At 67.9% G+C, this 24255-nt stretch carries 21 protein-coding genes; 14 read left to right on the top strand and 7 right to left on the bottom strand.

What is annotated here, in order from left to right; translation table 11 throughout:
- Positions 1-8: 8 nt before the first annotated feature.
- A complete protein-coding gene (locus JOD27_RS09150) occupies positions 9-1220 on the bottom strand; it encodes an ROK family transcriptional regulator (RefSeq protein ID WP_204761679.1) in 1212 nt (403 codons plus the stop codon).
- A 127-nt stretch (positions 1221-1347) separates the two neighbouring features.
- On the opposite strand from JOD27_RS09150, the gene JOD27_RS09155 reads away from it, so the two are divergent.
- From JOD27_RS09155 to JOD27_RS09165, 3 genes are read left to right on the top strand one after another with little or no spacing between them, the layout of a single operon-like run.
- Positions 1348-1992, top strand: a complete 645-nt coding sequence (locus JOD27_RS09155; protein WP_204761680.1) for a DUF3159 domain-containing protein — start codon at positions 1348-1350, stop codon at positions 1990-1992.
- Between the two features lie 24 nt (positions 1993-2016).
- Positions 2017-2289: a type II toxin-antitoxin system Phd/YefM family antitoxin gene (locus tag JOD27_RS09160; protein ID WP_204761681.1), complete on the top strand. Its 273-nt coding sequence runs from the start codon at positions 2017-2019 to the stop codon at positions 2287-2289.
- Positions 2286-2699: a type II toxin-antitoxin system VapC family toxin gene (locus tag JOD27_RS09165; protein ID WP_204761682.1), complete on the top strand. Its 414-nt coding sequence runs from the start codon at positions 2286-2288 to the stop codon at positions 2697-2699. Before JOD27_RS09160 ends, JOD27_RS09165 begins: the two co-directional genes overlap by 4 nt.
- A 3-nt stretch (positions 2700-2702) precedes the next feature.
- Here JOD27_RS09165 and JOD27_RS09170 read toward each other — a convergent pair whose 3' ends face one another.
- The 5 genes from JOD27_RS09170 to JOD27_RS09190 form a co-directional block, all read right to left on the bottom strand.
- A complete protein-coding gene (locus JOD27_RS09170) occupies positions 2703-2936 on the bottom strand; it encodes a hypothetical protein (RefSeq protein WP_204761683.1) in 234 nt (77 codons plus the stop codon).
- Between the two features lie 89 nt (positions 2937-3025).
- Positions 3026-4246 carry a hypothetical protein gene (locus JOD27_RS09175; RefSeq protein ID WP_204761684.1) on the bottom strand — a complete coding sequence of 407 codons (1221 nt, stop codon included), beginning with the start codon at positions 4244-4246 and terminating at the stop codon, positions 3026-3028.
- Positions 4247-4512: 266 nt separating this feature from the next.
- The gene (locus JOD27_RS09180) at positions 4513-4776 is read right to left on the bottom strand and encodes a hypothetical protein (protein ID WP_204761685.1); all 264 of its coding nucleotides are present in this window, start codon (positions 4774-4776) and stop codon (positions 4513-4515) included.
- Positions 4777-4843: 67 nt separating this feature from the next.
- The gene (locus JOD27_RS09185) at positions 4844-5761 is read right to left on the bottom strand and encodes an N-acetylglucosamine kinase (RefSeq protein ID WP_204761686.1); all 918 of its coding nucleotides are present in this window, start codon (positions 5759-5761) and stop codon (positions 4844-4846) included.
- Between the two features lie 51 nt (positions 5762-5812).
- The gene (locus tag JOD27_RS09190) at positions 5813-8359 is read right to left on the bottom strand and encodes a S8 family serine peptidase (RefSeq protein ID WP_239566664.1); all 2547 of its coding nucleotides are present in this window, start codon (positions 8357-8359) and stop codon (positions 5813-5815) included.
- Positions 8360-8741: 382 nt separating this feature from the next.
- Between JOD27_RS09190 and JOD27_RS09195 the strand changes: the two genes are divergently transcribed.
- From JOD27_RS09195 to JOD27_RS09235, 9 genes are read left to right on the top strand one after another with little or no spacing between them, the layout of a single operon-like run.
- Positions 8742-9596 (top strand): fumarylacetoacetate hydrolase family protein, encoded by an 855-nt coding sequence (locus tag JOD27_RS09195; RefSeq protein WP_204761688.1) that lies wholly within the window; start codon positions 8742-8744, stop codon positions 9594-9596.
- A 3-nt stretch (positions 9597-9599) separates the two neighbouring features.
- The gene (locus JOD27_RS09200; protein ID WP_204761689.1) at positions 9600-10910 is read left to right on the top strand and encodes an enolase C-terminal domain-like protein; all 1311 of its coding nucleotides are present in this window, start codon (positions 9600-9602) and stop codon (positions 10908-10910) included.
- A complete protein-coding gene (locus tag JOD27_RS09205; protein WP_204761690.1) occupies positions 10903-11655 on the top strand; it encodes an SDR family NAD(P)-dependent oxidoreductase in 753 nt (250 codons plus the stop codon). The genes JOD27_RS09200 and JOD27_RS09205 overlap by 8 nt, the downstream gene beginning before the upstream one ends.
- Before the next feature lie 15 nt (positions 11656-11670).
- Positions 11671-12711, top strand: coding sequence for a sugar ABC transporter substrate-binding protein (locus tag JOD27_RS09210; RefSeq protein WP_204761691.1), 1041 nt, complete (start codon positions 11671-11673; stop codon positions 12709-12711).
- Positions 12708-14183, top strand: a complete 1476-nt coding sequence (locus tag JOD27_RS09215; protein ID WP_204761692.1) for a sugar ABC transporter ATP-binding protein — start codon at positions 12708-12710, stop codon at positions 14181-14183. Before JOD27_RS09210 ends, JOD27_RS09215 begins: the two co-directional genes overlap by 4 nt.
- Positions 14180-15196 (top strand): ABC transporter permease, encoded by a 1017-nt coding sequence (locus JOD27_RS09220; RefSeq protein WP_239566666.1) that lies wholly within the window; start codon positions 14180-14182, stop codon positions 15194-15196. The genes JOD27_RS09215 and JOD27_RS09220 overlap by 4 nt, the downstream gene beginning before the upstream one ends.
- Positions 15197-15199: 3 nt before the next feature.
- Positions 15200-15511, top strand: a complete 312-nt coding sequence (locus JOD27_RS09225; protein ID WP_204761693.1) for an L-rhamnose mutarotase — start codon at positions 15200-15202, stop codon at positions 15509-15511.
- Complete coding sequence (locus JOD27_RS09230) at positions 15508-16464, top strand: aldo/keto reductase (protein ID WP_204761694.1); 957 nt, start codon at positions 15508-15510, stop codon at positions 16462-16464. Before JOD27_RS09225 ends, JOD27_RS09230 begins: the two co-directional genes overlap by 4 nt.
- On the top strand, positions 16461-17291 hold the full coding sequence (locus tag JOD27_RS09235; protein WP_204761695.1) for an amidohydrolase family protein: 831 nt from the start codon (positions 16461-16463) through the stop codon (positions 17289-17291). The genes JOD27_RS09230 and JOD27_RS09235 overlap by 4 nt, the downstream gene beginning before the upstream one ends.
- Here the strand turns inward: JOD27_RS09235 and dapA are convergent.
- The gene (gene dapA / locus JOD27_RS09240; protein ID WP_204761696.1) at positions 17288-18148 is read right to left on the bottom strand and encodes a 4-hydroxy-tetrahydrodipicolinate synthase; all 861 of its coding nucleotides are present in this window, start codon (positions 18146-18148) and stop codon (positions 17288-17290) included. The genes JOD27_RS09235 and dapA overlap by 4 nt on opposite strands.
- A 71-nt stretch (positions 18149-18219) precedes the next feature.
- On the opposite strand from dapA, the gene JOD27_RS09245 reads away from it, so the two are divergent.
- The gene (locus tag JOD27_RS09245; RefSeq protein WP_204761697.1) at positions 18220-19098 is read left to right on the top strand and encodes a LysR family transcriptional regulator; all 879 of its coding nucleotides are present in this window, start codon (positions 18220-18222) and stop codon (positions 19096-19098) included.
- Positions 19099-19308: 210 nt separating this feature from the next.
- Complete coding sequence (locus JOD27_RS09250; protein WP_204761698.1) at positions 19309-24240, top strand: LamG-like jellyroll fold domain-containing protein; 4932 nt, start codon at positions 19309-19311, stop codon at positions 24238-24240.
- Positions 24241-24255 lie beyond the last annotated feature (15 nt).

The raw sequence follows: 24255 nt of genomic DNA on the forward strand, positions 1-24255 counted from the left end.
CTTCTCGATCAACGTGGGGACCCGGCGACCACAGGGCCGCGGAATGGAGCCGTGGTGGCTGCCGGCAGTCCGAACACCTGCTCGCGTGCGACGGCCAGCGCCGAGTGCAGTGCGCCGCTGCGCACCGGCTTCCCGGTCACCAGGGCCAGCTGGACAGGCGTCCTCGGCACCACCAGTTGCCGCAGTTCCGCGGCAACGAGATCGTTCAGCGTGGCTCCCCCTGCCTGGGCGATGTCGCCGGACAGGAGGATGAGTTCCGGGTCGAGCACCGCGACGACGCTGGCCACGCCCGTGGCGATGCGCCTGGCGAGATCGACCAGGAACTCCCGGCCCGCCGGCCCCGCGGCCAACGCCTTGCGCACGACCGCCTGGGCGTTGCGCGCGGCGAGCCCGTGAGCCCTGGCGAGCTTGCAGATCGACGCGTTGCTGAGCAGCTCACCGAACGTGCCGCCGGAGCGGTCGGTGTCGGTGTCGGCGCAGGCGCGGTCGGGGATCATCAGCCCGTCGATCTCGCCCGCACCACCGGAAGCGCCTCTGAGCAGCACTCCGTTGATCACGACGGCGGCACCGACGAGGTCAGCGGGCCAGATGACGACGAAGTCGCGCACCTCCGTGGCCCGTCCGGCGACCATCTCCTCCAACGCGACGAGGTTGACGTCGTTCTCGACGCTCACCGGGGCCGCGAGCTGCTCGCGCAACCGGCCGGGCATGTCGAAACCGTTCCAGCCGGGCAGATGTGGCGCGTAGGCGAGCTCGCCGTTCGCGGGGTTCACCGCGCCGGGACAGCCCACCACGACGTGCAGCAGCTGGTCGGGCTGCAGACCTGCCTGCCCGCAGGCCTTGCCGACCGCGCTCACGAACGCCTCGAGCACACCGTGCTTCACGGGCATCGGCGCCTTGTGCTCGGTGAGCACGGCACCGGAGATGTCCGCGATCGCGATGTCGACCGTCTCGGGGGTGAGGTCGATGGCCGCGATGTGCGCGAGGGTCCCGTTGACCGACCACAGCTGGGCACGCGGCCCGCGTCCACCACCGCGCAGTCCGTTGCGAACCACGGTGTCGGCGGTTTCCAGCCGGGTGAGCAGCTGTGCGGTCGCCGGCTTGGAAAGACCGATCAGGCGTTCCAACTCCGACCTGGTCAGCGGCCCGTTGCGCAGCAGAGCCTCGATGGCTGCGCGGTCGTTGATCTCCCGCAGCAGTCGTGGGCTTCCGGCACGCATTAGATCCGCTCCTGTCTGTTAACTTTCCAGACGATTTCGTGGAGACGGTAGTGACCTGGTTCACCGCGGTCAATCCCCGATATGGGTCCGTTACCTGACTTAGGTTCACCTAAGGCAGTCTGGAAGCATGACCGACGTGCGCCAGGAGTCGCTCGCATCACTGCTCGGAGGCCGGGGCGGCGCCCTCGACGCCTCCCTGCCGCCACTGGCGTTCGTCGCGGGCTGGCTGCTGTGGGGACACTCGATCGGCGCGGGCGCCGTCGCCGCCATCGTCTGCGGCATCGTCATTGGCGTCGTGCGCTTCGTACGCGGCGAAAAACCCCGCGCGGTCATACTTTCCGTGCTGCTGGTGGTAGCTGCCTCCCTGGTCGCGCTCTACACAGGGCGCGTCGAGGACTTCTTCCTCATCCAGCTGCTGTCCAACGTGGCCTCAGCCCTCGCGTGGGCAGGCTCCATCGCGGTGCGCTGGCCGTTGCTCGGCGTGGTGGTGGGGACGCTGCTCGGGCAGAAGACGCGGTGGCGGCGGGATCCTGCGCTTCTGCGCGCCTACTCGGTCGCCTCTTGGGCCTGGGTCGGGCAGTACGTGCTGCGGGTCGCCGTCTTCACGCCGTTGTGGCTCGATGCCCAGATCTACTGGCTGGCCACTCTGCGAGTCGCGTTGTCGTGGCCGCTGCAGATCGTCTGCATCGTGGTGTCGGGGTGGCTGCTGCGGCGTGCGCTGCCGTCAGGCCATCCGGGGTTCCGTCATCCGCAGGTGCCGAACCGCATGTAGTACGAGTTGTAGTACTATCGGTTCATGGAGCAGATCCCGATTCGCACGTTGAACCAGAACACCGCTGGTGTGCTGGAGCTCGTCGAGCGGGGTAAGACGGTCGAGATCACTAACCGCGGCAAGCCGATCGCACGGATCGTGCCCGTGGTCGAAGGAGAACTCGACGACCTGATCTCCGCGGGAGTGGTCACACCGCCGACAATCTCGGGTCCCATCCCGATGCCGCGTGCAAAGGCGGAGCCGGGTGCGGATGCGGGTGAGTTGCTCTCGGCCATGCGCGATGAGGAACGCTGGTGATCTACCTCGACACGGCTGCGGTCGTGAAGCTGGTATGTGAGGAGCGTGAGACCGCGGCGCTGGTCGAATGGCTGAACAACCGCATCGACCAGTCCCTGGTGTCGTCCGCGCTGATCGAGGTGGAGTTGCCTCGCGCTCTTCGGCGCAGCTCACCGGGTGTGCTGGGCGCTGTCGCCGGTGTGCTCGCCCGGTTGCACCGCGCGGACATCAACGCCGCTGTACGTGCGACAGTAGCCGCGTACGCCGATCCGATGCTGCGATCGTTGGACGCGATCCATCTCGCCACGGCCGAGTTGCTGGTCGCGTCGGACAAGAAGATCACCGCATTCGTCACCTACGACAAGCGGCTGGCGACTGCGGCCGTCGGCCTTGGACTGCCGGTGGCCGCTCCAGGCGAGGCCCAAGCGTAGTGCTCAGGTCAGGCTGGTCGTAAGCCTCAGGAAGGCCGACCACGCGTCCGCCGACACAGGGATGTGCGCCCGACTCGCGGAACAGTGCCAGCAGGTGCTCGCGTTCCTCGAGATCTTGGCTTCCTGCCGGCCGAGCGGTTCGGCGAGGCGGCGGTGGGGCAACCCGGTCCTGGCGCTGATGGCGCGCACGCCGTTGCCGAACTCCCGTCCCACCACACTGGACGATCTTTTGGGCATGCCAGGAAACTAGGCACGGCCAGGCTTTTCGCTCCATCATTTCCGGCCGAATCTGCCTGAAGGTGGGAGCCATGGAGCAGCTCCATGTTTCACGATCTTGCTTTGAAGGCTGCTTTCCTGGCCGCTTTCGCGATCTTCTTGTCTGGATGCTCCTCGCCGATCATGGCGAGCACTTCGGCGACCTCCGGATGCGGCAGCCGCCACATCGCGTCGAAGATCTCCTGCTCGCGACCGGCAGGCACCGCTGAGGAGAACGACTCCTCGACGTCACCCGTCGCGGCCAGCACGTCGGTGAGGAGCCACGCCAGCTCGGCGACGTCCGGTTCCTCGTCGGACAGCTCGACCTTGGCGTACGGGCGCATCTCCGGCATCTCCAGCGCCGATCGCCACAGCTGCTCGGTGCCCAGCCCGTTCGACTTGATCAGGTGGACGGCGAACATCCTGTCGACGGCATCGCCCGTCGCCGTCGCAGCGAGGAGCTCCTCGCCCGCCTGTTGCGGACTGCGCAGCGCGAACCAATTTCGGGACTCGGTGTCGAGCTCCTCCTCGGTGAGCGACGGCCCGGCGGCGAGAAGATCCGCCGCGGTCATCTGCTCGGCTGGTCGCAACACCGCGATGTCGATCCCCAACGCGACATAGCGTTCGCGCATCGCCCACAACGCGAGTGGCGTCAGCCGCACGATGCCCTCGTCGTCGATCTCCACCGCGCCCAGGCCGCCCAGTCGGTCCAGCAGCGCCGGAACGGGGTCGTAGGTCGTGAGCGGGTCCTCGCCCGTGAGGCCGGACCTGACGAGGTCGGGCAACTCCTTGCGGGGGAGGCCGCTCTCACCCGCGAGGAACAGGCCGAACATCATGGCGGGTCCGGCCGCTCCGAGATCGGGATCGACCCCTGCTTCGAGCTCGCCGTCCCACCAGACCGACTCGACCAGAACGAACTCGAGCGCCGCATCCCAGGCGTCGACCGTCTCCTCGTCGGAGTCGTCGTCGAGGCCTGCGGCCGGCTTCAGGTCGTCCTCCGTCGTGTCGACGAACCCGGCTTCTTCCGCGAGTTCGATCAGGAACAGGAACTCCCGGCCGGAGCACCCGAGCGCGACGCTCGCGGCGGCGACGTCGGCGGTGCTGAGCTGATAGTCCTCTACCTGCACCTCGCGACCGTCGAACCAGGTCGCAGCCTGCTTGGCCTTGGTCAGCAATGCACTGGCGCGCGCATGCTGCGCCAGCGTCGCGAAGGCGGGTATCCGGATCGGCGGCAGCTCGTCCGGCAGTCCGAGTTCAGCGAGGTCGGGTACGACGTCGAAATCGTCCTCCACGAAGAGAGAACCTACTCCTGCTACGTTCGCCCGCATGCCGGTGCCCAATGTCATTTTCGACCTCGCGAAATCGAGAGTGTCGTAGGCAGAAAAACATTCGACCGAGGTGCCGACTACGCAGGTCAGGGCCGCGTCCGTCAGCTTGGCTGGAACGGTGCGAAGTCGGTGCTGCACGGGGCCGAACTCGGCAGGGACGACTTCTACCAGGCATATGTGCAGTTCGACCTGACGGATGGCCGTGTTGTCGACTTCAACTGTTGTGGATTTCAGTGCTGCGGCGGGTATGGCGGCTGCTGGGGCTGGTACGGGTACTGCTGCTGCGGCGGGTAGGGCTGCTGGAACTGCTGTTGTTGCTGCTGTGCGTAGTACTGCTGCTGGGGCCAGTACTGCTGTTGCTGCCGCTCGCGGTTCTTCCGGCTGTTACGAGACGAGACGATCACCGCGATGACGATGATCGGGATGATGGCGAATCCGAACAGGCTGCCGAGGAGTTCGAAAGGGTCGGGGCCGGCCGCGAGGATGTGGATCACCGCTGCACTTTGGCACATCGACGGTGGCGCAACGTGACGAACCGTGTTCGCTGCGCTGTGACCTTGCTCAAGCCGGGCGCGGCGCGGTGGGCCCGAGCACGTCAACGGCCGCCAGCCAGGCCGCGCCCGCCGCACCTTCGGTCGCCATGATCACCTGAGCGTTGCAGCGAGTGAGCAGTTCCTGCTTCAGATGCGTGCCGACGGGCGTCTTGATCAGAGAACCCACCAGCACGATCGGTGAGGTGTCGGACGGCAGGCGGACCGCGGAGGCCGTGTCGGCGAGCAGCCGGGCGGCCGACGCGACGAGCGTCAGCGCTTCCGGGTCCCCGTGGTGGTAAGCGGCGCTGACCAGGGGAGCGAACTGGGCCAACGTGATGGGAGGCCGCGCGTTGACCGCGTTGATCAGCTGGCCACGGGTCCGTGCGCCGGCCGCGGTCAGCACCGCCGTGGCAAGGCCTTCGAGAGGCGCGTCGAGGTCGAGCAGCCGGAGCGTTGCCCGCACGGCTTCGCGGCCCAGCCAGAACGCCGAGCCGTCGTCGCCGATCAGCCAGCCGTAGCCGCCGGACTGGGCGACCATGCGGTGGTCGGCGATGCGGCCCGCGATGGAACCCGTGCCCGCCACGAGGACCGTGCCGTCCGGGGACGAGGTGCCGGTGGCGAAGGCGGCCTCGCAGTCGGTGACCACGCGCATCGGGCAGTGCAGGCCCGCGCTTTCCCAGGCCTGTTGGAAGAGCTCCAACACCGCGGGGTCGGACATCTTCGAGGCGCCTGCCATGCCCAGGACGCCGGAGCGGACCTTGCGGGAGTCGAGGCCGTCCAGGGCTTCCGCCAGGGCCTCGCCTATGTGGGCCGCGGCCACCGAGGGCGGGTGCGAGTTGGGGTTCGCGCCGCCCGCCACGCCCTGGCCCAGGCGGGCGCCGTCGAGGTCCAGCACCAGCGCCCTGGTTGACGTGCCGCCCGCGTCGAGTCCGACCACCAGATCCATATCGACCGAGTATGCCGAGAGACGGTCCGCTCGGGCACACCCAACCGGGTGTCACCTGGTCAGCGCGCGGTTACCGGTTGCGTTGTGGTGGAACAGCACCAACGATCCAGCCGGAACTGGATCACCCGGATGTACCACTGTGGACAGTGACGGGACGAGCACCTCGTAGGCGAAGACGGCGGGAGGGGCAACGTCGATCAGCTCGTCGGAGTCCGCTGGTGCGGTGTAGCGGCCGTCGACACCGACGGTGTAGGTCACCGGGCCCGGCGGCAGGACCGAGCGGGAGACCGGCAGCACCACGACGTCGCTGTCGAACACGTTCGTGTCGGTGGAGCCGTCCAGGCCGTTCAGGGGCTGCTCGTCCACGACCTCGTCGGTGCCGGCGACGACGGTGCGGGCGAGCCAGATGTCGGCCGTCACCTCGTCCGCGGCGTTCGTCGGCTTCACGGCCGTGGTGACGAAGTCCTTGCCGCCCACCGAGAAGCGGACCTGAGGCTTGGTGTTGCCGCCGAGGTTGGTCCAGGTGTCCCAGGTCGCGATGCCGAACGCCAGCAGGTCGGGGGTCGCCGTAGCGCCGACGTAGCGCAGGTCGCCGCCGCGGGCCGTGCGGTTGACGGCGCAGTCGTCCTGCACGCCCTGGCCGCAGTCCGGCAACCGGTCGGAGCGGGCGCCGAGCTGCAGGACTGTCATGCGCGCGCGGTAGTCCTGCTGATCGAGGCCCTGGCCGACGACTCGTCCGGCGACCACGCGCAGGCGCGACACCGGCTTCGGCGCCGCGTACACGGGCACCCGCAGCGAGCGGTCGCCGGAGAACATCACCAGGCCGGACGCCTCCGCCAGGTACTGCCGTCCCTCCTCCAGTGACACCGTGGGGTCCGGTGTCTTGCGCAACGCCGCCGGGTTCCAGATCCGCAGCTGCACGTACACCGGCGCCGACCCGCCCGGCGGCACCACCACGTACGGCGGGATGACCTGGAAGGACACGCCAGGCACCGACGTGATCGCCTCGTACCGCGCGTGCAGGCGGACGGGCGCGGTTCCCTTGTTGGCCACCCGGACGGTTCGGCTGGTCAGCACCGGGCCGCCCACCTCGACCGTGCCGAACGACGCGTCGCCGAGCGCCAGCACGTCGGCCGACAGCGCCGCGAGGCCGTCGACGCGACCGGCCCCGACCCGCATCGGTGCCTCGCGCACACCGTCAGCGGAACGAACCACGCCGGAAGCGGTGTTCGTCAACGCGGCCTTGACCTCCGCGACCGTCCACTGTGGATGGGCTTCGCGCAGCAACGCCGCGATGCCGGCGACGTGCGGCGAAGCCATCGAGGTGCCGCCCAGGGAAACGCCGTCCGAGGCCGTCCCGGAGGCGGCGGAGAAGATCGTGTCACCCGGCGCGGCCACCGAGATCGACGAACGGGACCGCGACGAGGAAGGCGTGATCGTGTCCGCGATCGAAGGATCCAGTGACGGCGCCGCGAGCTTCAACCCGGAGGTCAGGTGGACCGTCAGCGCTCCGGCCTCCAGTGCGGGACGCAGTGCGGTGGTGGCGCCGGCCGTCAGCTGGAACGCCGGGATGTGCGCGTTCCCGGCGATCTTGGCCGCGAACACCGGCAGCGAGGTGGTCAGCAACACCCCGTCCGCCCCGGCCTTCCACGCGTTGTCCGTGCGGGCCCCGGAACCGCAGACGCGAGTGGCGTCGTTGTCGTCCCACTCCAGCCAGACGACCTTCCCCGCCAACGGCTCCGAGATCGGCTGACAACCGTCCACATTGGATGACAGCCGCACGACGGGCCGCGTGAGGTCGAAGGACGCCTTGTAGTTCAGGCTGTACTGCCCAGGCCACTGTGTGCCGGAAGCCTCCAGCCCGTCCAGCATCGAGAACGCGTCCCGGCTGTTGGCGACCGAGATCGCCTCGGCCGAGTTGCCCGGCGAGCCTGCCACGTCGTAGAAGTCGCCGCCGTTCCCGGCAGCGGCGACGATGACCACGCCGTGCTGCACCAGCTTGCGCACGAACAACGAGTCCGGGTCGTCGGACGCGCCGAAATCGCTGCCCAGCGACAGGTTCACCACGTCGAGCCGGTCGGAGAAGTCCCCGTCGCCGTTGGGGTCGAGCGCCCAGTCCAGCGCCTGCGCGGTCAGGTTCGTGCCGCCCTTGCACCCGAACACTTTCAACGCGTAGAGCAACGCACGAGGCGCGGTCCCCGGCCCGATCTTCACCGAGTCGAGGTCGATCGACGAGTAGGAGCCGCGATAGGTGGAGCCGTCGCGGTTCACGCCGAACCCGGCCGCGGTCCCGGCGACGTGCGTGCCGTGCCCCTCGCAGTCCAGCGGGTCGGTGTCCGGCTCCGGCACGGACGCCGACGACCCCGTGTACGCGTCACCGGCGAAGTCGTGGCCGCCGACGACCTTCGCGTTCGGGTACGAGCCGCCGCCGAAGTCCGCGTGCCGGTAGTCGATCCCGGTATCGATCACGCCGATCCGCACGCCGTCACCGAAGCGTCCGAACGACTTCCACGCCTCGGAAGTCCGGGTCAGACGGACGGCGTGCGCGTTGGCGATCTTCTTCGGCACCATCCGGTGGACGGCACGCACCTCGGGCATGGCCGACAAAGAAGACAGCCGGGATTTTTCTGCCGCCAGCACGACGCCGGGGACGGCGTTGGACGTTCGGGCGACCTCCCGGCCACCTGACCGGGAGACCACCCGCGAAGCCTGCGCCGAAGTTCGCTCACGGGCTGAACGCGCCTGTGTAACAGTCGCCGTGTCGACGGCGGCGACCGAGGTCAACTCGACGAAAACGGTTACACGCTCGACCGGTCCGGATGGTGCCAGAAGTGCGCCCACCAGGAGTGATGCGGCCGCCAGGTTCATGATCAACCCCTCCTAGTCATCGGACGACTTCGCGCTGAGACCTAGACGAACCTGCCCTCGCGGGGCTATACATCCGATGTATTTCGGCGGTGTGAGTAGAGGAGGAACGGCCGTGCAGCTATTGCGCCTGGGGCCGGTCGGCGATGAACGTCCTGCAGTGAGGACCGACGACGGGACCACATACGACCTCCTGCCGATCACCCCGGACATCGACGGCTCGTTCCTCGCGAACGACGGTGTGGCCCGCGTGCGCGCGGCCCTCGAAGCCGGTGAGCTGGAGGTCCTGAACACCGAAGGGCTCCGCACGGGGCCGCCGCTCGCGCATCCCGGCAAGGTCATCTGCATCGGTCTCAACTACCGCGACCACGCGGAGGAGACCGGCGCGGAGATCCCCGGCGAGCCGGTGATGTTCCTGAAGACGCCGGACACGATCGTGGGTCCGTACGACGAGGTGCTCGTTCCGCGCCGGTCCGTGAAGACCGACTGGGAGGTCGAGCTCGGCGTCGTCATCGGGCGCACCGCCCGCTACCTCGAGTCCGAAGAGGACGCTCTGGCGTGCGTCGGCGCGTACGTGCTCTCGCACGACGTCTCCGAGCGCGAGTTCCAGATCGAGCGCGGCGGGACGTGGGACAAGGGCAAGAACTGCGAGACGTTCAACCCGCTCGGCCCCTTCCTCGTACCCGCTGACGAGATCGCCGATCCGCAGAGCCTCGAGATGCGGCTCTGGGTGAACGGCGAGATCAAGCAGAACTCGTCCACCAAGAGCATGATCTTCCCGGTCGCGGAGATCGTGCGCTACCTGAGCCAGTTCCTCGTCCTTCGTCCGGGTGACGTCATCAACACGGGTACACCCGCTGGAGTGGCTCTCGGCCAGCCAGAGCCCAAGCCGTACCTGGTTGCCGGTGATGTCGTCGAGCTCGAGATCGAGGGCCTCGGCAGGCAACGACAGACGCTCGGGCAGGCCTGACCCATGCCGAAGATCACCGCACTGGACGTGCTGGACATCCGGTTCCCCACGTCGCGCGAGCTCGACGGCTCCGACGCGATGAACCCGGACCCGGACTACAGCGCCGCGTACGTGGTGCTGCGGACCGACGACGGACCGGAGGGGCACGGGCTCGCGTTCACCATCGGCCGCGGCAACGACGTGCAGGCAGCCGCCATCAAGGCACTCGCGCCGCACGTCGTCGGCAAGGACGTGCCGGAGACCGCGAAAGCGCTGGGAGAGCTGTACTTCGAGCTGATCGGCGACTCACAGCTCCGCTGGCTCGGCCCTGAGAAGGGCGTCGCGCACATGGCGATCGGCGCGGTCGTCAACGCCGCGTGGGACCTCGCCGCCCGCCGCGCCGGGCTGCCGGTCTGGCGGTTCCTCGCCCAGATGTCGCCGGAGGAGATCGTCAGCCTCGTCGACTTCCGCTATCTCAGCGACGCGCTGACGCCCGACGACGCGCTGCAGATTCTGCGCAAGGTCGAGCACGGCAAGGTCGAGCGCGTGGAAACCATTGCCCGCGACGGATATCCGGCGTACACGACGTCACCCGGCTGGCTCGGCTACTCCGACGAGAAGCTCGCCGGCCTCGCCAGGCAGGCACTCGCCGACGGCTTCGACATGATCAAGCTCAAGGTCGGCGGCAGCCTCGACGACGACGTGCGCAGGATGAAGCTCGCCCGCGAGGTCGTCGGTGACGAGATCCGTGTGGCGGTGGACGCGAACCAGCGCTGGGACGTCGACATGGCGGTGCGCTGGATGCGCGAGCTGGCGCCGTACAACCCGTACTGGATCGAGGAGCCCACCTCGCCGGACGACGTGCTGGCGCACAGGGCGATCGCCGACGCGCTGGCCCCGATCAGGATCGCCACCGGCGAGCACGTGCAGAACCGCGTGGTGTTCAAGCAGCTCCTGCAGGCCGGCGCGATCGACGTGCTGCAGCTCGACGCCTGCCGGGTCGCCGGTGTGAACGAGAACATCGCGATCCTGTTGCTCGCCAGGAAGTTCGACGTGCCGGTCTGCCCGCACGCCGGTGGTGTCGGCCTGTGCGAGCTGGTCAGGCACCTGTCGTTCTTCGACTACGTCGCCGTCTCCGGCGAGATCGGCGAGCGCGTGATCGAGTGGGTCGACCACCTGCACGAGCACTTCCTGGACCCGGCCGTCGTCCACAACGGCCGCTACCTGGCACCCACCGAGCCGGGATTCTCCGCTCAGCTCAAGGACGAGACGCTGTCCGACTACCGCTTCCCCGACGGTCCGGTGTGGACGGTGATGGAGGACGAGAGTGACTGACTTCGAAGGACTGGTCGCCGTCGTCACGGGCGGTGCGTCCGGCATCGGCCTCGCCACGGCGAACCTGCTGTCGTCGCGCGGCGCGACGGTCGCGGCGCTGGACCTGAACCCGGACGTCAAGGACCCGCTCGTCGGCATCCGCGCGGACGTCTCCGACGACGAGAGCGTGAAGGCCGCGATCAACGAGGTCGTGCGGCGGTTCGGACGCCTCGACATCGTCGTGAACAACGCGGGCATCGGCGCGCAGGGCGACGTCACGGCCAACGGTGACGACGAGTGGCAGCGCGTCATGAACGTCAACGTGCTCGGCATGGTGCGCGTGTCGCGGGCCGCGTTGCCGCACCTGAGGAAGTCGCCGTCCCCGGCGATCGTGAACACCTGTTCCATCGCTGCCTGGGCCGGGCTCCCGCAGCGCGCTCTCTACTCGGCCAGCAAGGGCGCGGTGTACTCGCTGACGCTCGCGATGGCCGCCGACCACGTGCGCGAAGGCATTCGCGTCAACGCGGTCGCTCCCGGCACGGCGGACACCCCGTGGGTGGGCCGTCTGCTCGACTCGGCGCCGGACCCCGCCGCCGAACGGGCCGCGCTGGAGGCACGCCAGCCGCACGGGCGTCTTGTCTCCGCTGATGAGGTCGCGGGCGCGATCGCCTACCTGGCGAGCCCGTTGTCCGGTTCCACCGCGGGCACCATCCTGGCTGTCGACGGTGGCATGTATGGCCTGCGCTTGCGTCCCAAGCAGTCATGAAAGGCAAATGACACGATGAAGCGTCGCAACCTCACTGCCGCGGTATGCCTCGCGCTCGCCGGTGCGCTGACATTGACCGCCTGCAGCGGTGATGCCGGTGGAACAGCTGCCGGCGGCGTCGGTCCGATCGGTGCCGACCACCCGCGGGCCGACTCCGACTTCTGGAACTCGTACATCAAGTACTTCCCGGACAAGGCCAAGGAACTCGGCATCAACCTGCTGAACCCCACCAACTCGCAGAACAAGGTGGAGAACCTGGTCGCCAACGCGCAGTCGCTGCAGTCGCAGGGCGCCAAGGCGATCGTGATGGCACCGCAGGACACCGGCGCGATCGCGTCCACTCTGGACCGGCTCGACAAGGCCGGCATCCCGGTGGTCACCGTCGACACCCGCCCGGACAAGGGCAAGACGTACATGGTCGTGCGCGCCGACAACAAGGCGTACGGCGAGAAGGCCTGTAAGTTCCTCGGGGACAAGCTGCAGGGCAAGGGCAAGGTCATCGAGTTCCAGGGCGCGCTGTCGTCGGTCAACGGCCGTGACCGCTCCGAGGCGTTCGCCGCCTGCATGAAGCAGAACTACCCCGGCATCACGGTGTTCGAGGAGCCGACCGACTGGGAGGGCCCGAAGGCGTCGGCGGCCCTGCAGACCAGGCTCAACCAGCACCCGGACATCACCGGCATCTACATGCAGGCCGGTGGCGTGTTCCTCACCCCGACGCTGCAGGTGCTCAAGCAGAAGGGCCTGCTGGTTCCGCCGAGCGACCCCAAGCACATCTTCATCGTCTCCAACGACGGCATCCCGTCCGAGCTGGAGGCCATCCGCAAGGGTGACATCGACGCGACCGTGTCGCAGCCCGCAGACCTCTACGCGCAGTGGGCGCTGTTCTACGCCAAGGCGGCCGTGGAGAAGAAGACGTTCTCGGCCGGCAAGACCGACCACGACTCCACCATCGTCGACGTCGGTGGCGGCCGCCTGGAGGACCAGCTCCCGGCACCGCTGATCACCAAGGAGAACGTGGACGACAAGGCCTTCTGGGGCAACCAGATCGCCAAATGAGTGAGTTCGCAGCCATTGCACGTGGGGTGACGAAGCGGTTCGGGCGGACGCTCGCGTTGGACGACGTGGGCATCGAGATCCGGGCCGGCGAGTCGCACGCGCTCGTCGGTCGCAACGGCGCGGGCAAGTCGACGTTGGTCTCGATCCTCACCGGCATGCAGGTGCCGGACGCGGGCGAGGTCAGCTTCTTCGGCGAACCCGCGCCGCCCGTCGCCGACCGCGCGGCGTGGCGGCGGCACGTCGCGTGCGTCTACCAGAAGTCGACCGTCGTGCCGGAGCTGTCCGTCGCCGAGAACCTGTTCATCAACCGGCAGGACCTCGGGGGCCGCCTGATCAGCTGGAAGAAGCTGAAGCGTCAGGCCACCGAACTGCTGGAGACCTACGACGTCGCGGTCAACCCGGACGAGCTGGTGTCCGCGTTGACCGTCGAGCAGCGGCAGCTGGTGGAGATCGCACGGGCGCTGTCGATCGGCTCGCGGTTCGTGATCCTCGACGAGCCGACCGCGCAGCTCGACGGCCCGGCGATCGAGCGGCTGTTCGACCGCATGAGGTCGTTGCAGGACAAGGGAGTGACGTTCCTGTTCATCTCCCACCACCTGCAGGAGGTCTACGAGGTCTGCCAGACGGTGACGGTCTACCGCGACGCGCGGCACATCGTCACCGCGCCGGTCGCCGAGATGTCCAAACCGGACCTGATCGAGGCGATGACCGGTGAGGCGGGCGGCCTGAACGTGCCGAGCGGTGACGACAGGCCTTCGTCGGCCGACGAGGTCCTGAAGGTCTCGGCGCTGAGCGGTGAGTCCTTTTCGGACATCTCGCTGTCGGCGACGCGCGGCGAGGTCATCGGGCTCGCGGGCAGCGCGTCGTCCGGCAAGCACGAGTTCGCCGAGACGGTCTACGGGCTGCGCAAGCCGTCGTCCGGCTCGATCTCGGTGGACGGTGCTTCGGTTCGCGGCGGTGACGTTCCGGCTGCCCTGAAGGCCGGAATCGGCTGTGTGCCACGGGATCGGCACCACCAGGGGCTCGTGCTGGACCTGTCGATCGCCGAGAACGCGACGATGAGCACGGCCGGCCGCTTCGTGTGGCCGTCGGCGCAACGGTCCGCTGGGTCCACCGCGATCGCCTCGTACGACGTCAAGGCCGCGGGACCGGACCAGCCGGTGTCCGACCTGTCCGGCGGCAACCAGCAGAAGGTCGTGATGGCGCGGGCACTCGCCGGTGACCCGTCCGTGCTGGTGCTGATCAACCCGACCGCGGGTGTGGACGTGAAGTCCAAGGAGTCGCTGCTCGGGGTCGTCGACGCGCAGGCGCGCAGGGGCAAGGCTGCGATCGTCGTCTCCGACGAGCTGGACGACCTGCGGGTTTGCGACCGTGTTCTGGTGATGTTCCACGGCCAGGTCGTGCGTGAGTTCGCGCGCGGCTGGCGCGACCAGGAACTCATCGCGGCCATTGAAGGAATGAGCTCGGAATGACCAAGGCCATGAATCCGCCGGTTCAGGCTCCTACGCCGCCACCGAAGCAGAAGTTCCAGTTCGCGCGGTACCAGGACCTGGCGCTGGTTCCGGTGATCATCATCCTGTTGATCGTCGGTGCCGTGTTGTCGCCGATCTTCCTGACGCCCGGCAACCTGATCGCGGTGCTGACCCAGCAGAGCGAGCTGTCGTTGCTGGTGCTCGGCCAGGCGATGATCCTGATCGTCGGCAAGATGGACCTGTCGCTCGAGTCGACCGTCGGCCTGGCGCCGGCGCTGGCGGTCGCGTTGATCGTGCCCGCGTCGGCCGGTGGGCTCGACGTCGGGCTCGCGGCGTGGATGGCGTTGCCGTTGTGCCTGCTCATCGGCGTCGTGATCGGTGGCCTGAACGGGTTCCTGATCCTGAAGGTCGGGCTGTCCGGGTTCATGGTGACCCTGGGCATGCTGACGATGCTGCGCGGTCTGCAGCTCGCGATCACCGAGGGCAAGTCGCTGATCGACGTGCCGGAGTCGTTCCTGTACCTGGGTTCCACGACCTGGCTCGGGCTGCCGGCGGCGGTGTGGATCTGCATCGTCTGCTACGCCGTGGGCATCTTCGTGCTGAAGTACCTGCGCGCCGGGCGCTCGTTGTACGCGATCGGCGGCAACTCGGAGGCCGCGCGGGCCGCGGGTATCCGGGTCGACCGCGTGGTGTGGATCGTGCTGATCATCGGCAGCGTTCTGGCCGTCGTCGCGGGCATCCTGATGACCGGGCGGCTCGGCTCGGTCGCCGCGACGCAGGGCGAGGGCATGATCTTCCAGGTCTTCGCGGCCGCGGTGATCGGCGGCATCTCGCTGCAGGGCGGCAAGGGCACGCTGTTCGGCGCTTTGTCAGGCGTGCTGATGCTCGGCCTGGTCGAGCAGATCCTGCGGCTGCAGGGCGTGTCCGGCTTCTACATCAAGGCCTCGTACGGCGCGGTGATCATCCTCGCGCTGATCGTGACCCGGTTCGCGACCGGTCAGAAGCAGGAGTGAGCCGTGGAGACCGTTGCGCTGCACACCCGGCTTCGCGAGGGGCGGGAGGCCGACTACGACCGGATCCACGCCTCCATCCCCGCGGAGCTGGACGCCGCTCTGCGCGAGGCCGGGGTGCACTCGTGGCGGATCTGGCGGTCCGGCCGCGAGCTGTTCCACCTCGTCGAAGTGGAGGACTACAAGGCGATGCGCGCCCATTTGGCCACTCACCCGGCGAACATTCCGTGGCAGGCTGAGATGGCGGAACTGCTGGAGGTCGAGGACGATTACTCCGGTGCCGAACCCGATGTGCGACTCGTGTGGGAGCTGCCGTGAAGGTTGCTGTTTCTCGTCTGGGCTTCGGTGCCGCGCCGATCGGCAACCTGTACCGGGAGGTCTCCGACGAGGAGGCCTTCGGCGCGGTGGAGGCGGCGTGGCAGACCGGCGTCCGGTACTTCGACACCGCGCCGCACTACGGGCTCGGGTTGTCGGAACGGCGGCTCGGCGTCGCGCTGGCTGGGCGGCCGCGCGACGAGTACGTGATCTCCACGAAGGTCGGCCGGCTGCTGGAACCGTTCGACGGCGAGGGCATGGACGACGAGGGTTTCGCGGTACCGCGGCACTTCCGTCGTGTCCGCGACTACTCGGCCGACGGCGTCCGCCGGTCGATCGAGTCCTCTTTGGAGCGTCTGGACACCGACCGGGTGGAGATCGTCTACATCCACGACCCGGACGAGTTCTGGGACTCCGCTTTCGGTGAGGCGTATCCGGCGTTGGAGGACCTGCGGTCGCAGGGTGTCGTGGGTGCCATCGGCGTCGGCATGAACCAGTGGGAGATGCCGGAGCGGTTCGTCCGCGAGACCGACATCGACGTGGTGATGCTGGCTGGGCGGTACACGTTGCTGGAGCAGCCGTCCTTGGCGTCGTTCCTGCCTTTGTGCGTCGAGCGCGGTGTTTCCGTGGTGGCGTGCGGGGTGTTCAACTCCGGGCTGCTGTCGAAGCCGGAGGTGCCCGCCGACGCCAGGTACAACTACGAGACCGCACCGCCCGAGCTCGTCATGCGGGCGCGGTCGATCGCTCAGGTGTGCGGGCGCCACGGCGTGACACTGCCGCAGGCGGCGATCCAGTTCGCGCTGGGCCACCCCGCGGTGGTGTCGGTGGTGGTCGGCTCGCGGACGGCCGAGCAGATGACCGCCAACGCGGAGAACTTCGCCGCCGAGATCCCCGCTGACCTGTGGAAAGAGCTGAAGGCGCTGAACCTGCTCGACCCGGAGGTGCCGACGCCGTGATCGTCGACGCTCACCACCACCTGTGGGACCTGTCCGTGCGCGACCAGGACTGGATCACCGACCCGCCGATGGGCGCGATCCGCCGGTCGTTCCTGGAGCCGGACTTCATCGCCGCGGCACCTTCGGTTTCCGCTTCCGTGCTGGTGCAGACGGTGTGCGTGCCGGAGGAGACGCCGGAGTTCCTGGCGGTGGCGGCGTCTTCCGACGTCGTCGCCGCGGTGGTGGGCTGGACCGACCTGACCTCGCCCGCCGTCGGCGACGAGCTGGCGGCGTTGACCGGTGGTCCTGATGGCTCGTGGCTGCGCGGGATCCGGCACCAGGTGCAGGGTGAGCCGGACCCGGAGTGGTTGTGCCGCAAGGACGTCTGGAACGGGCTCGCGGCTGTCGGCTCGCACGGGCTGATCTACGAGCTGCTGACGTTGCCGCACCAGCTGCCCGCGGCACGGAAGACCGTGGCGGCGTTGGGCAACGTTTCCTTCGTGGTCGACCACTGCTCGAAGCCGGCGATCGGGTCCGGTGTCGGCGAGTGGGCCGAGCTGATCAGATCGTTGGCGGCGCACGAGAACGTGACGTGCAAGCTGTCCGGCCTGGTCACCGAGGCCGACTGGGAGTCGTGGACCGTTGCTCAGCTCCGCCCGTACTTCGAGGTCGTGCTGGACGCGTTCGGTCCGGAGCGGCTGATGTTCGGCTCGGACTGGCCTGTGTGTTTGTTGGCGGCCACCTACGACGAGTGGCTTTCGGCTGCTCGCGAGCTGGTTTCGGAGCTGTCACCCGACGAGCAGGCCGCGATCTTCTCGGGCACTGCTCGCCGGGTGTACTCGCTCTAAGCGAAGAGCGCCTTCAGCTCGTTGATCAGCTTCGGCGTGGCCCCGGCCAGCGGCTCGCGCACCGGTCCCGCCGGCAGACCGAGCAGGTTGAGCGCCGCCTTGACCGCCACCGCGCCGGGCTCGCGGGTCATGATCGCCGTGAACACCGGCAGCATGGCCTGGTGGCGGCGCAGGGCTTCCTTGTTGTCGCCCTGGTCGTAGGCGTCGAGCATCGCCTTGATCTCGCTGCCGACGACGTGGCCCACGGTGCTGACCGTGCCGACGCCACCGATCGAGTACAGCGGCAGGATCAGCTCGTCGTTGCCGGAGTAGAAGTCCAGCCCGGTCTCGGCGATGACCTTCGCCGTAGCGAGCAGATCGACCTTGCAGTCCTTCACGCCGACGATGCGCGGGTGCTCGGACAGCCTGAGCAGCGTCTCGGTCTCGATCGCCGTGGCCGTGCGGCCCGGGATGTCGTAGAGCAGCGCGGGCAGGCCACTGGCGTCCGCCACCTGCCGGAAGTGGTTCTCGACGCCTTCCTGCGTGGGCTTGCTGTAGTACGGCGTGACGACGAGCAGCCCGTGCGCGCCGTTCTCCTCGGCCTGCCTCGCAAGCTCGATCGTGTGGCGCGTGGAGTTGGTGCCGACGCCCGCGAGCACCTTGGCCTTGTGGCCGACCGCTTCGACAACAGCCTTGATGACCTGCGCCTTCTCGGCGTCGGTGGTGGTCGGCGCCTCCCCGGTCGTGCCGTTGACGACCAGCCCGTCCACGCGTTGTTTGTCGACGAGGTGCGCCGCCAGCTCCTGCGCACCCTTGATGTCCAGGTCACCGTCGGGGGTGAACGGGGTGACCATCGCTACCAGCACTCGTCCGAACATGACTCCAGCCTGACGCTGCTTTATACAAAGTTCCAGTTAGAAGTTCTGCCCGGAACGTTAAGCTGAGCTTTGTGTTGGACGTTCGACGCCTCCGCTTGCTCCACGCTCTGTCGGTCCACGGCACGGTCACCGCCGCTGCCGAGGCCCTGCACGTGACCTCTCCTGCCGTGTCTCAGCAGCTGGCCGCTCTGGAACGCGAGGCCGGTGTCGCCCTGGTCGAACGGGAGGGACGGCGGCTGACGCTGACCCGTGCCGGGCACGTGCTGGCCGCGCACACCCAGCTCGTGCTTGATCAGCTCGCCGCTGCCGAGGCGGACCTGGCCTCTTTGCGGACTTCCGTGTCCGGCGTGGTGCGCATCGGGGCGTTCGTGTCGGTCGCGGCCCTGCTGCCGCGCGTGATCCAGGTGCTGCGGTCGGCACATGGGTCCGATGTGGACCTTTTCGTGCACGAGATGGAACCGGAGGCGTCGCTGCCTGCGTTGCGGCGAGGGGACATCGACATCGCGGTCATCCACTCGTACAACATCATGCCGCGGTCGTTGCCCGAGTCGTGCGAGTCCTTCGAGCTGTTCGTGGAGCCCGTGAACGTGGCGTTGCCGCTCTCGGATCCGTTGGTGCAGCAGGATTCCGTGGATCTCAGCGTCTTGGCGGACCGGCCTTGGATCATGCCGCGCACCGATGCCTCTTGCCACGAGCTGACGCAGCGTGCCTGTGGTGCAGCTGGGTTTGTGCCTCGGGCGCAGGCCTATTGCGACGATTTCGGTGTCATGTGCGGGCTTGTCGAGGCAGGGCTCGGGGTTGCGCTGGTGCCGTCGGTGGCGCGGCGGCCCGGCGTGGCGTTGCGGCCGTTGAAGCAGCAGGTTTTCCGGACGGTTTCGGCTGTTGTGCGGAACCGGGCGGACGGACAGCCCGCCGTGCGCGCGGTGCTGGAGCAGCTACGCCAGGTCTGATTACTACTTCCGGTGGCCCGAGTCACCCGTTCGGCGTCATTGTCAATCGCTATCTGGGCAGGCAGACTCCTGCGGCGAGGGTGGGGTTCGCGTGTTGTCGGGGGGCATGCGCGGATAGCCGGGGGGCTTTACTTGACACGCGTCGGGGTGACGCAGGGCTTTGTCCTGCGCGCGTTCTTGTCGTGCACGGTCGTATCTGCATTCTTGGTGGTGCCCGCGGGGGCCAGTGCGGCCGCGCCGGAGTGCGTCGACGCGCAGCCGACTGCGCACGGGGCTGTGGAGATGGCGGCGCGGTGTGGCCGTCGTGTGGAGATCCTGGCGTTGCGGTCGGAGTCCGCGCAGACGTTCGCGAAGCCGAGTGGGGGATACACGACCGAGCAGTCGGCGGAGCCGCGGTGGGCTCGGAAGGCTGACGGTTCGTGGACGCAGATCGACACGTCGCTTCGCCTTGCGGGCGCGGTGGTGAGGCCTGTGGCGACTGTGCTGCCGGTCGAGTTCTCGCCCGGTGGGACGGGCCCGGCGGCGCGGTTGCGTGACGGGGACCGGGAGCTGTCGATCACGTGGCCGTTCGGGCCGTTGCCGACGCCGGTGCTGGCTGGTGCGGCCGCGACCTATCCCGAGGTGTTGCCGGGTGTGGATCTGAAGCTGAATGCCTCGGCGCAGGGTTTTTCGGAAACCCTGGTGGTGAAGAACCGGGAGGCCGCGCAGAACCCGCAGCTCGCGAAGGTCAGGTTCGGGTTCGCGACGAAGGGCGTCACGACGCACGCCGCTGGTGGTGGGCTGGAGGCCAAGGACGCTTCGGGTCGTGTCGTGTTCGCCTCGCCGACGCCGCTGATGTGGGACTCGGGCGGCCAGGGTGTGCCTGGGGTTTCGGCGAAGTCGGCTGTTGACGAGCCGCAGCAGCAGCGGCGGACGGCGGCGATGCCGGTCGCTGTGGAGAACGGTGAGATCTCCGTGGTGCCGGATGCCGCGATGTTGAAGGACGCGGCCACCCGGTATCCCGTGATGATCGACCCGGGCTGGTCGGGCAACGTGCAGGGCAATGCCTGGACGCTGGTGTCCAGCAAGGACCCAGGCGACGCGTTCTGGCAGGGACGCAACAGACAGGGCACGGACTACCTGTTCAACTCCGGCAGCCAAGGCGCCGCCGGAACTGGTCTCACTTGCGACAACGTCTCGCAGGCAGGTGCGTGTCTGAGCCCGACCTACGCCGTCCGCTCGTACTTCCGGATGGATCTCTCCGGCGTCAAGGGCAAGATCGTCACCGGTGCCTCGTTCAAGATTGAGCAGAAGTGGTCGTTCACCTGCACTCCTGGTTCCAATGCGACGGTGCGGGTGACGAACTGGTTCGACGGCGGCACTACGTGGAACAACCAGCCGGGTTGGTGGTGGGGTGACGCGTGGGGGTCGGCCCAGCCCGCCAACCGCAAAGTTGGTGCGGTGAACGGCTGCGCCGGTCCGGGTGATGTCGAGTTTCCCCTCACCGGTGTGGTGGCGCACGGCGCGAGCAACAACTGGGACAGCGTGTCGGTCGTGCTGAACGTCGATGAGGGTTCCGTCAGTTCGTGGAAGCGCTTCAACCCAGGTTCCGCGGTGCTGGCCATCGACTACAACTCGTATCCGAACACGCCGGACCAGCTCACGGTGGACGGCAAGGCGTGCGCGGCCGGTGCGAACCGCTCGGTCGTGCCGACGACGACGCCGACGATCCGCGGCCGGGTGAGCGATCCCGACGGCGGGGACACGATGAAGGCCCGCTTCGAGTGGCGGCGCATCCGCCCGGACGGCAGCCACGGCCCGATCTCGCGGCTGGAGAATTCGCCGTGGGGCAACGGCACCAACGCTGAGCAGACGGTGCCCAAGCCCAACACGTTGCCCAACGGTGTGGTCGAGTGGTCGGACACCTTGGTCGGCACCGGCGACTGGGACAACGACGGTCGCCCTGATGTGCTGCTCCGAGATTCGGACGGTTACCTGTATCTGCTGCCGACCATCGAGACTTCCGCGGGACGGAGGTCCGGTGACCGTGTGCAGGTCGGCACCGGCTGGAATGGCTACACGATCGCCGGCATCGCTGACTGGGACGACGACGGCAAGCAGGACATCATCGCGCGCGAGGACGCCACAGGCGTACTTCTTCTATATCCCGGTCAGGGCACACGGGCTCCCTCGACCGTTCCACCGGTCCAGATCGGCACAGGCTGGAACGGCTACACCTTCGCCGGCTTGGCCGACTACGACCGCGACGGCAAGCAGGACCTGATCACCAGGGATCCGTCGAACGTTCTCTGGCTGTACCCCGGTGAAGGCACGCGCGGGCCGTCGAGCGCGCAGCAGGTTTCGCTGGGCGGAGGCTGGGAGCGGTTCACCTACTACGGCGTCATCGACCGCACCGGCGACGGCAAGCCTGACGTCTTCGCCGAGCGCGACGGCACGTTGTGGTTGTACTTGGGCAGCGGTACTCGCACGCCTCACACCGGCAACTACTCCAGCTACGAGATCGGCACGGCCTGGCAGGGTGCCATGGCGAGGACGATCGCGGACATCAACTCCGATGGCGCACCTGATCTCGTCGCCAGGACGTTGTGGTCGAACGACTGGGGGCTGTTCCCCGGCAAGGTGGGTACCGAGCGGATGGGGGATGCATGGGTCATCGCGGGTCCCGGCATCACCACGGGCGACTACGCCTACCGCATGACGGCATCCGATGGCCGGGTGTGGGGATCGGCATCGAGCTGGTGCGAGTTCACCGTCGACGTCACCGCCCCGGACGCCCCGGCGTTCACTTCGTCCGTCTACAAGACAACGGGTTGCGCGCCAGAGGGCTGTGGTTCGATCGGTGTGGCGGACACCTTCACGTTCTCCAGCACCTCGACCGATGTCGTGAAGTACCGCTGGGGCTTCACGGACCAGCCCGCGATGGAAATCGCTGCGGGCACGCCGGTGCGCTGGATGCCTCCCGCAGGGGGCCCGAAGACGCTGGTCGTCGACGCGGTCGACAAGGGAGGTCTCTGGACCCGCAAGAAGTTCCAGTTCATTGTCTCGGGCGCCAAGCGCAACGAGGCGAAGTGGTTCGCCGGCGACGACCCATCCTCGGACGGCACCGGTAACGGTCACGGCGTGACGCTGACCGGACTCGATCCCGCTTGCACCGGGCGGACTGTCGGTGGGCAACTGTCAGTCGGTTTCAACGGCACGACCGCAAGCGGCGCGACGACCGCCAAGGTTCTCGACACGAGCAGAGGTTTCTCCGTCTCGGCGTGGGTCCGCCTGACCGACGACACGGTGAGCCGCACGGTGGTGAGCCAGCAGGGTTCCACCACGTCCGCGTTCCGGCTCGGCTATGACTCGGCGTCACGCAAGTGGACCTTCTCGCTGGCGGAAAACGACACCGCGAACGCCATTCAGCAGATCGCGACCTCCGACGCCCCGGCTGTCCAGGGTGTCTGGACGCATCTGACGGGCACGTTCGACGATCTCAACCGGGAAGTCCGGCTGTACGTCGATGGTGCGTTGCAGCGGCAGACCGAGCTGATCGCGGCCGATCGAGGGTTCAACGCCGGCGGTCAGGTGTGGATCGGCAAGGCGCTGCGCAACTCCTCGGCTGTCGAGCCCTGGCAGGGCGAGTTGGCCGAGGTGCGTGCGTGGGACCGCACGATCACTCAGCGAGAGGCGCTGGAACTGGGCGACGCCAAGCTGAACCACAGCGATGTGGGCTGGTGGAAGTTCAACGATGGCAGTGGTGACACCGCGGTCGACTCCTCGCCGTACGGCCGTGACTTGACGTTGAACCTCGGCGGCGGAGCAAAGTGGGGACCGGCTGGCCCGGAGAATCCCGTGGGCAGTGGCCTGGAGCTCAACGGCACCAGCAGTTTCGCGAGCACGAGCGCGGCAGTGCTGAACACCGACCAGTCGTTTTCTGTCGATGTGTGGGCAAAGGTCGAGGGCACAGGATCGCCCCGCACGGTCGTCGTGCAGCGCGGTCCGTCCGCGGTGGATCCATTCGTGCTGAAGTACGACGGTGCGCAGTGGAGCGCCGAGATGTCGAACTCGCCGACCAACCCGACGACGTGGTGGCGGGCCAAGGCTGATGCGGTTGTCGGCACGTGGACGCATCTCATTGCCACGTACGACGCCAATGCGCGCACGCTCAAGCTCAGTGTCGGCATTCAGGGCATTCCGGTTGCCCTGAAGAGCACTGTGGCCGGTGTCGTCGGCTGGAACTCGACAGGTGTGCTGTCGGTCGGCCGCAGCAGTGCGGGCGAGTACTTCAACGGCAACATCGACGACCTGCGAGTGTGGCAGGGCGTGCTCGCTCCCGAGGCGCTCACCACGACGACGCTCAAGGGTTCGTCGATCTCCGGCGACCGCAACGACGAGATCATCTCGGTGTGGAACAACGGACTCGTCAACGCGTACCTCAACGTCAACGGCGAATACCCGAACAGCGGCCAGCAGATCGGCTCGGGCTGGCCGAAGGACCGCACCTGGTTCGCCGACATCGACGGCGACGGCAAGTCCGAGATCATCGGCGTCGACCCGGACAGCCGGATCAAGGCGTTCAAGAACGTCAACGGCATGAACGGGTTCCCGTACATCGATCCGATCTTCATCGGTTCGGCGCCGGGGGAGACGAAGCGGATCAAGTTCGCCGACATCGACGGCGACGGCAGGGACGACCGCATCTCGATCGACGAGGACGGCCGGGTTCGCGTGTACCGCAACCTGTTCGGAATGAACGAGCGCGGCCAGTCCACAGCGTTCGCGACCACGCCGGTGATCGTGAAGGTCACCGATGCCGCGCCGGAGACCATCCGGTTCGCCGACATCGACGGTGACGGGAAGGCGGACTTCATCACGGTGAACTCCGACGAACGCGCAACCGTGTGGGCCTATCGCAACCTGGGCGGCCTTGGCTACGGCACCTACGACACGCCGCAGGAGATCGGTTCAGGCTGGGCATCTCACCTGACGTTCTTCGCCGACATCACCGGCGACGGCAAGGCGGAGATCATCGCACTCTGGCCGGACGGCTCGGTCTGGGCGCACACCAACCAAAACGGCTTGGACTCTTTCCCCTACACAGAACGCAAGTTGATCGGTACAGGCTGGACCGATCCGGCCGGCATTTTCTTCGGCTAGTCCACGGTCTTCCAC

This window comes from Lentzea nigeriaca (assembly GCF_016907955.1).
Taxonomy (GTDB): domain Bacteria; phylum Actinomycetota; class Actinomycetes; order Mycobacteriales; family Pseudonocardiaceae; genus Lentzea; species Lentzea nigeriaca.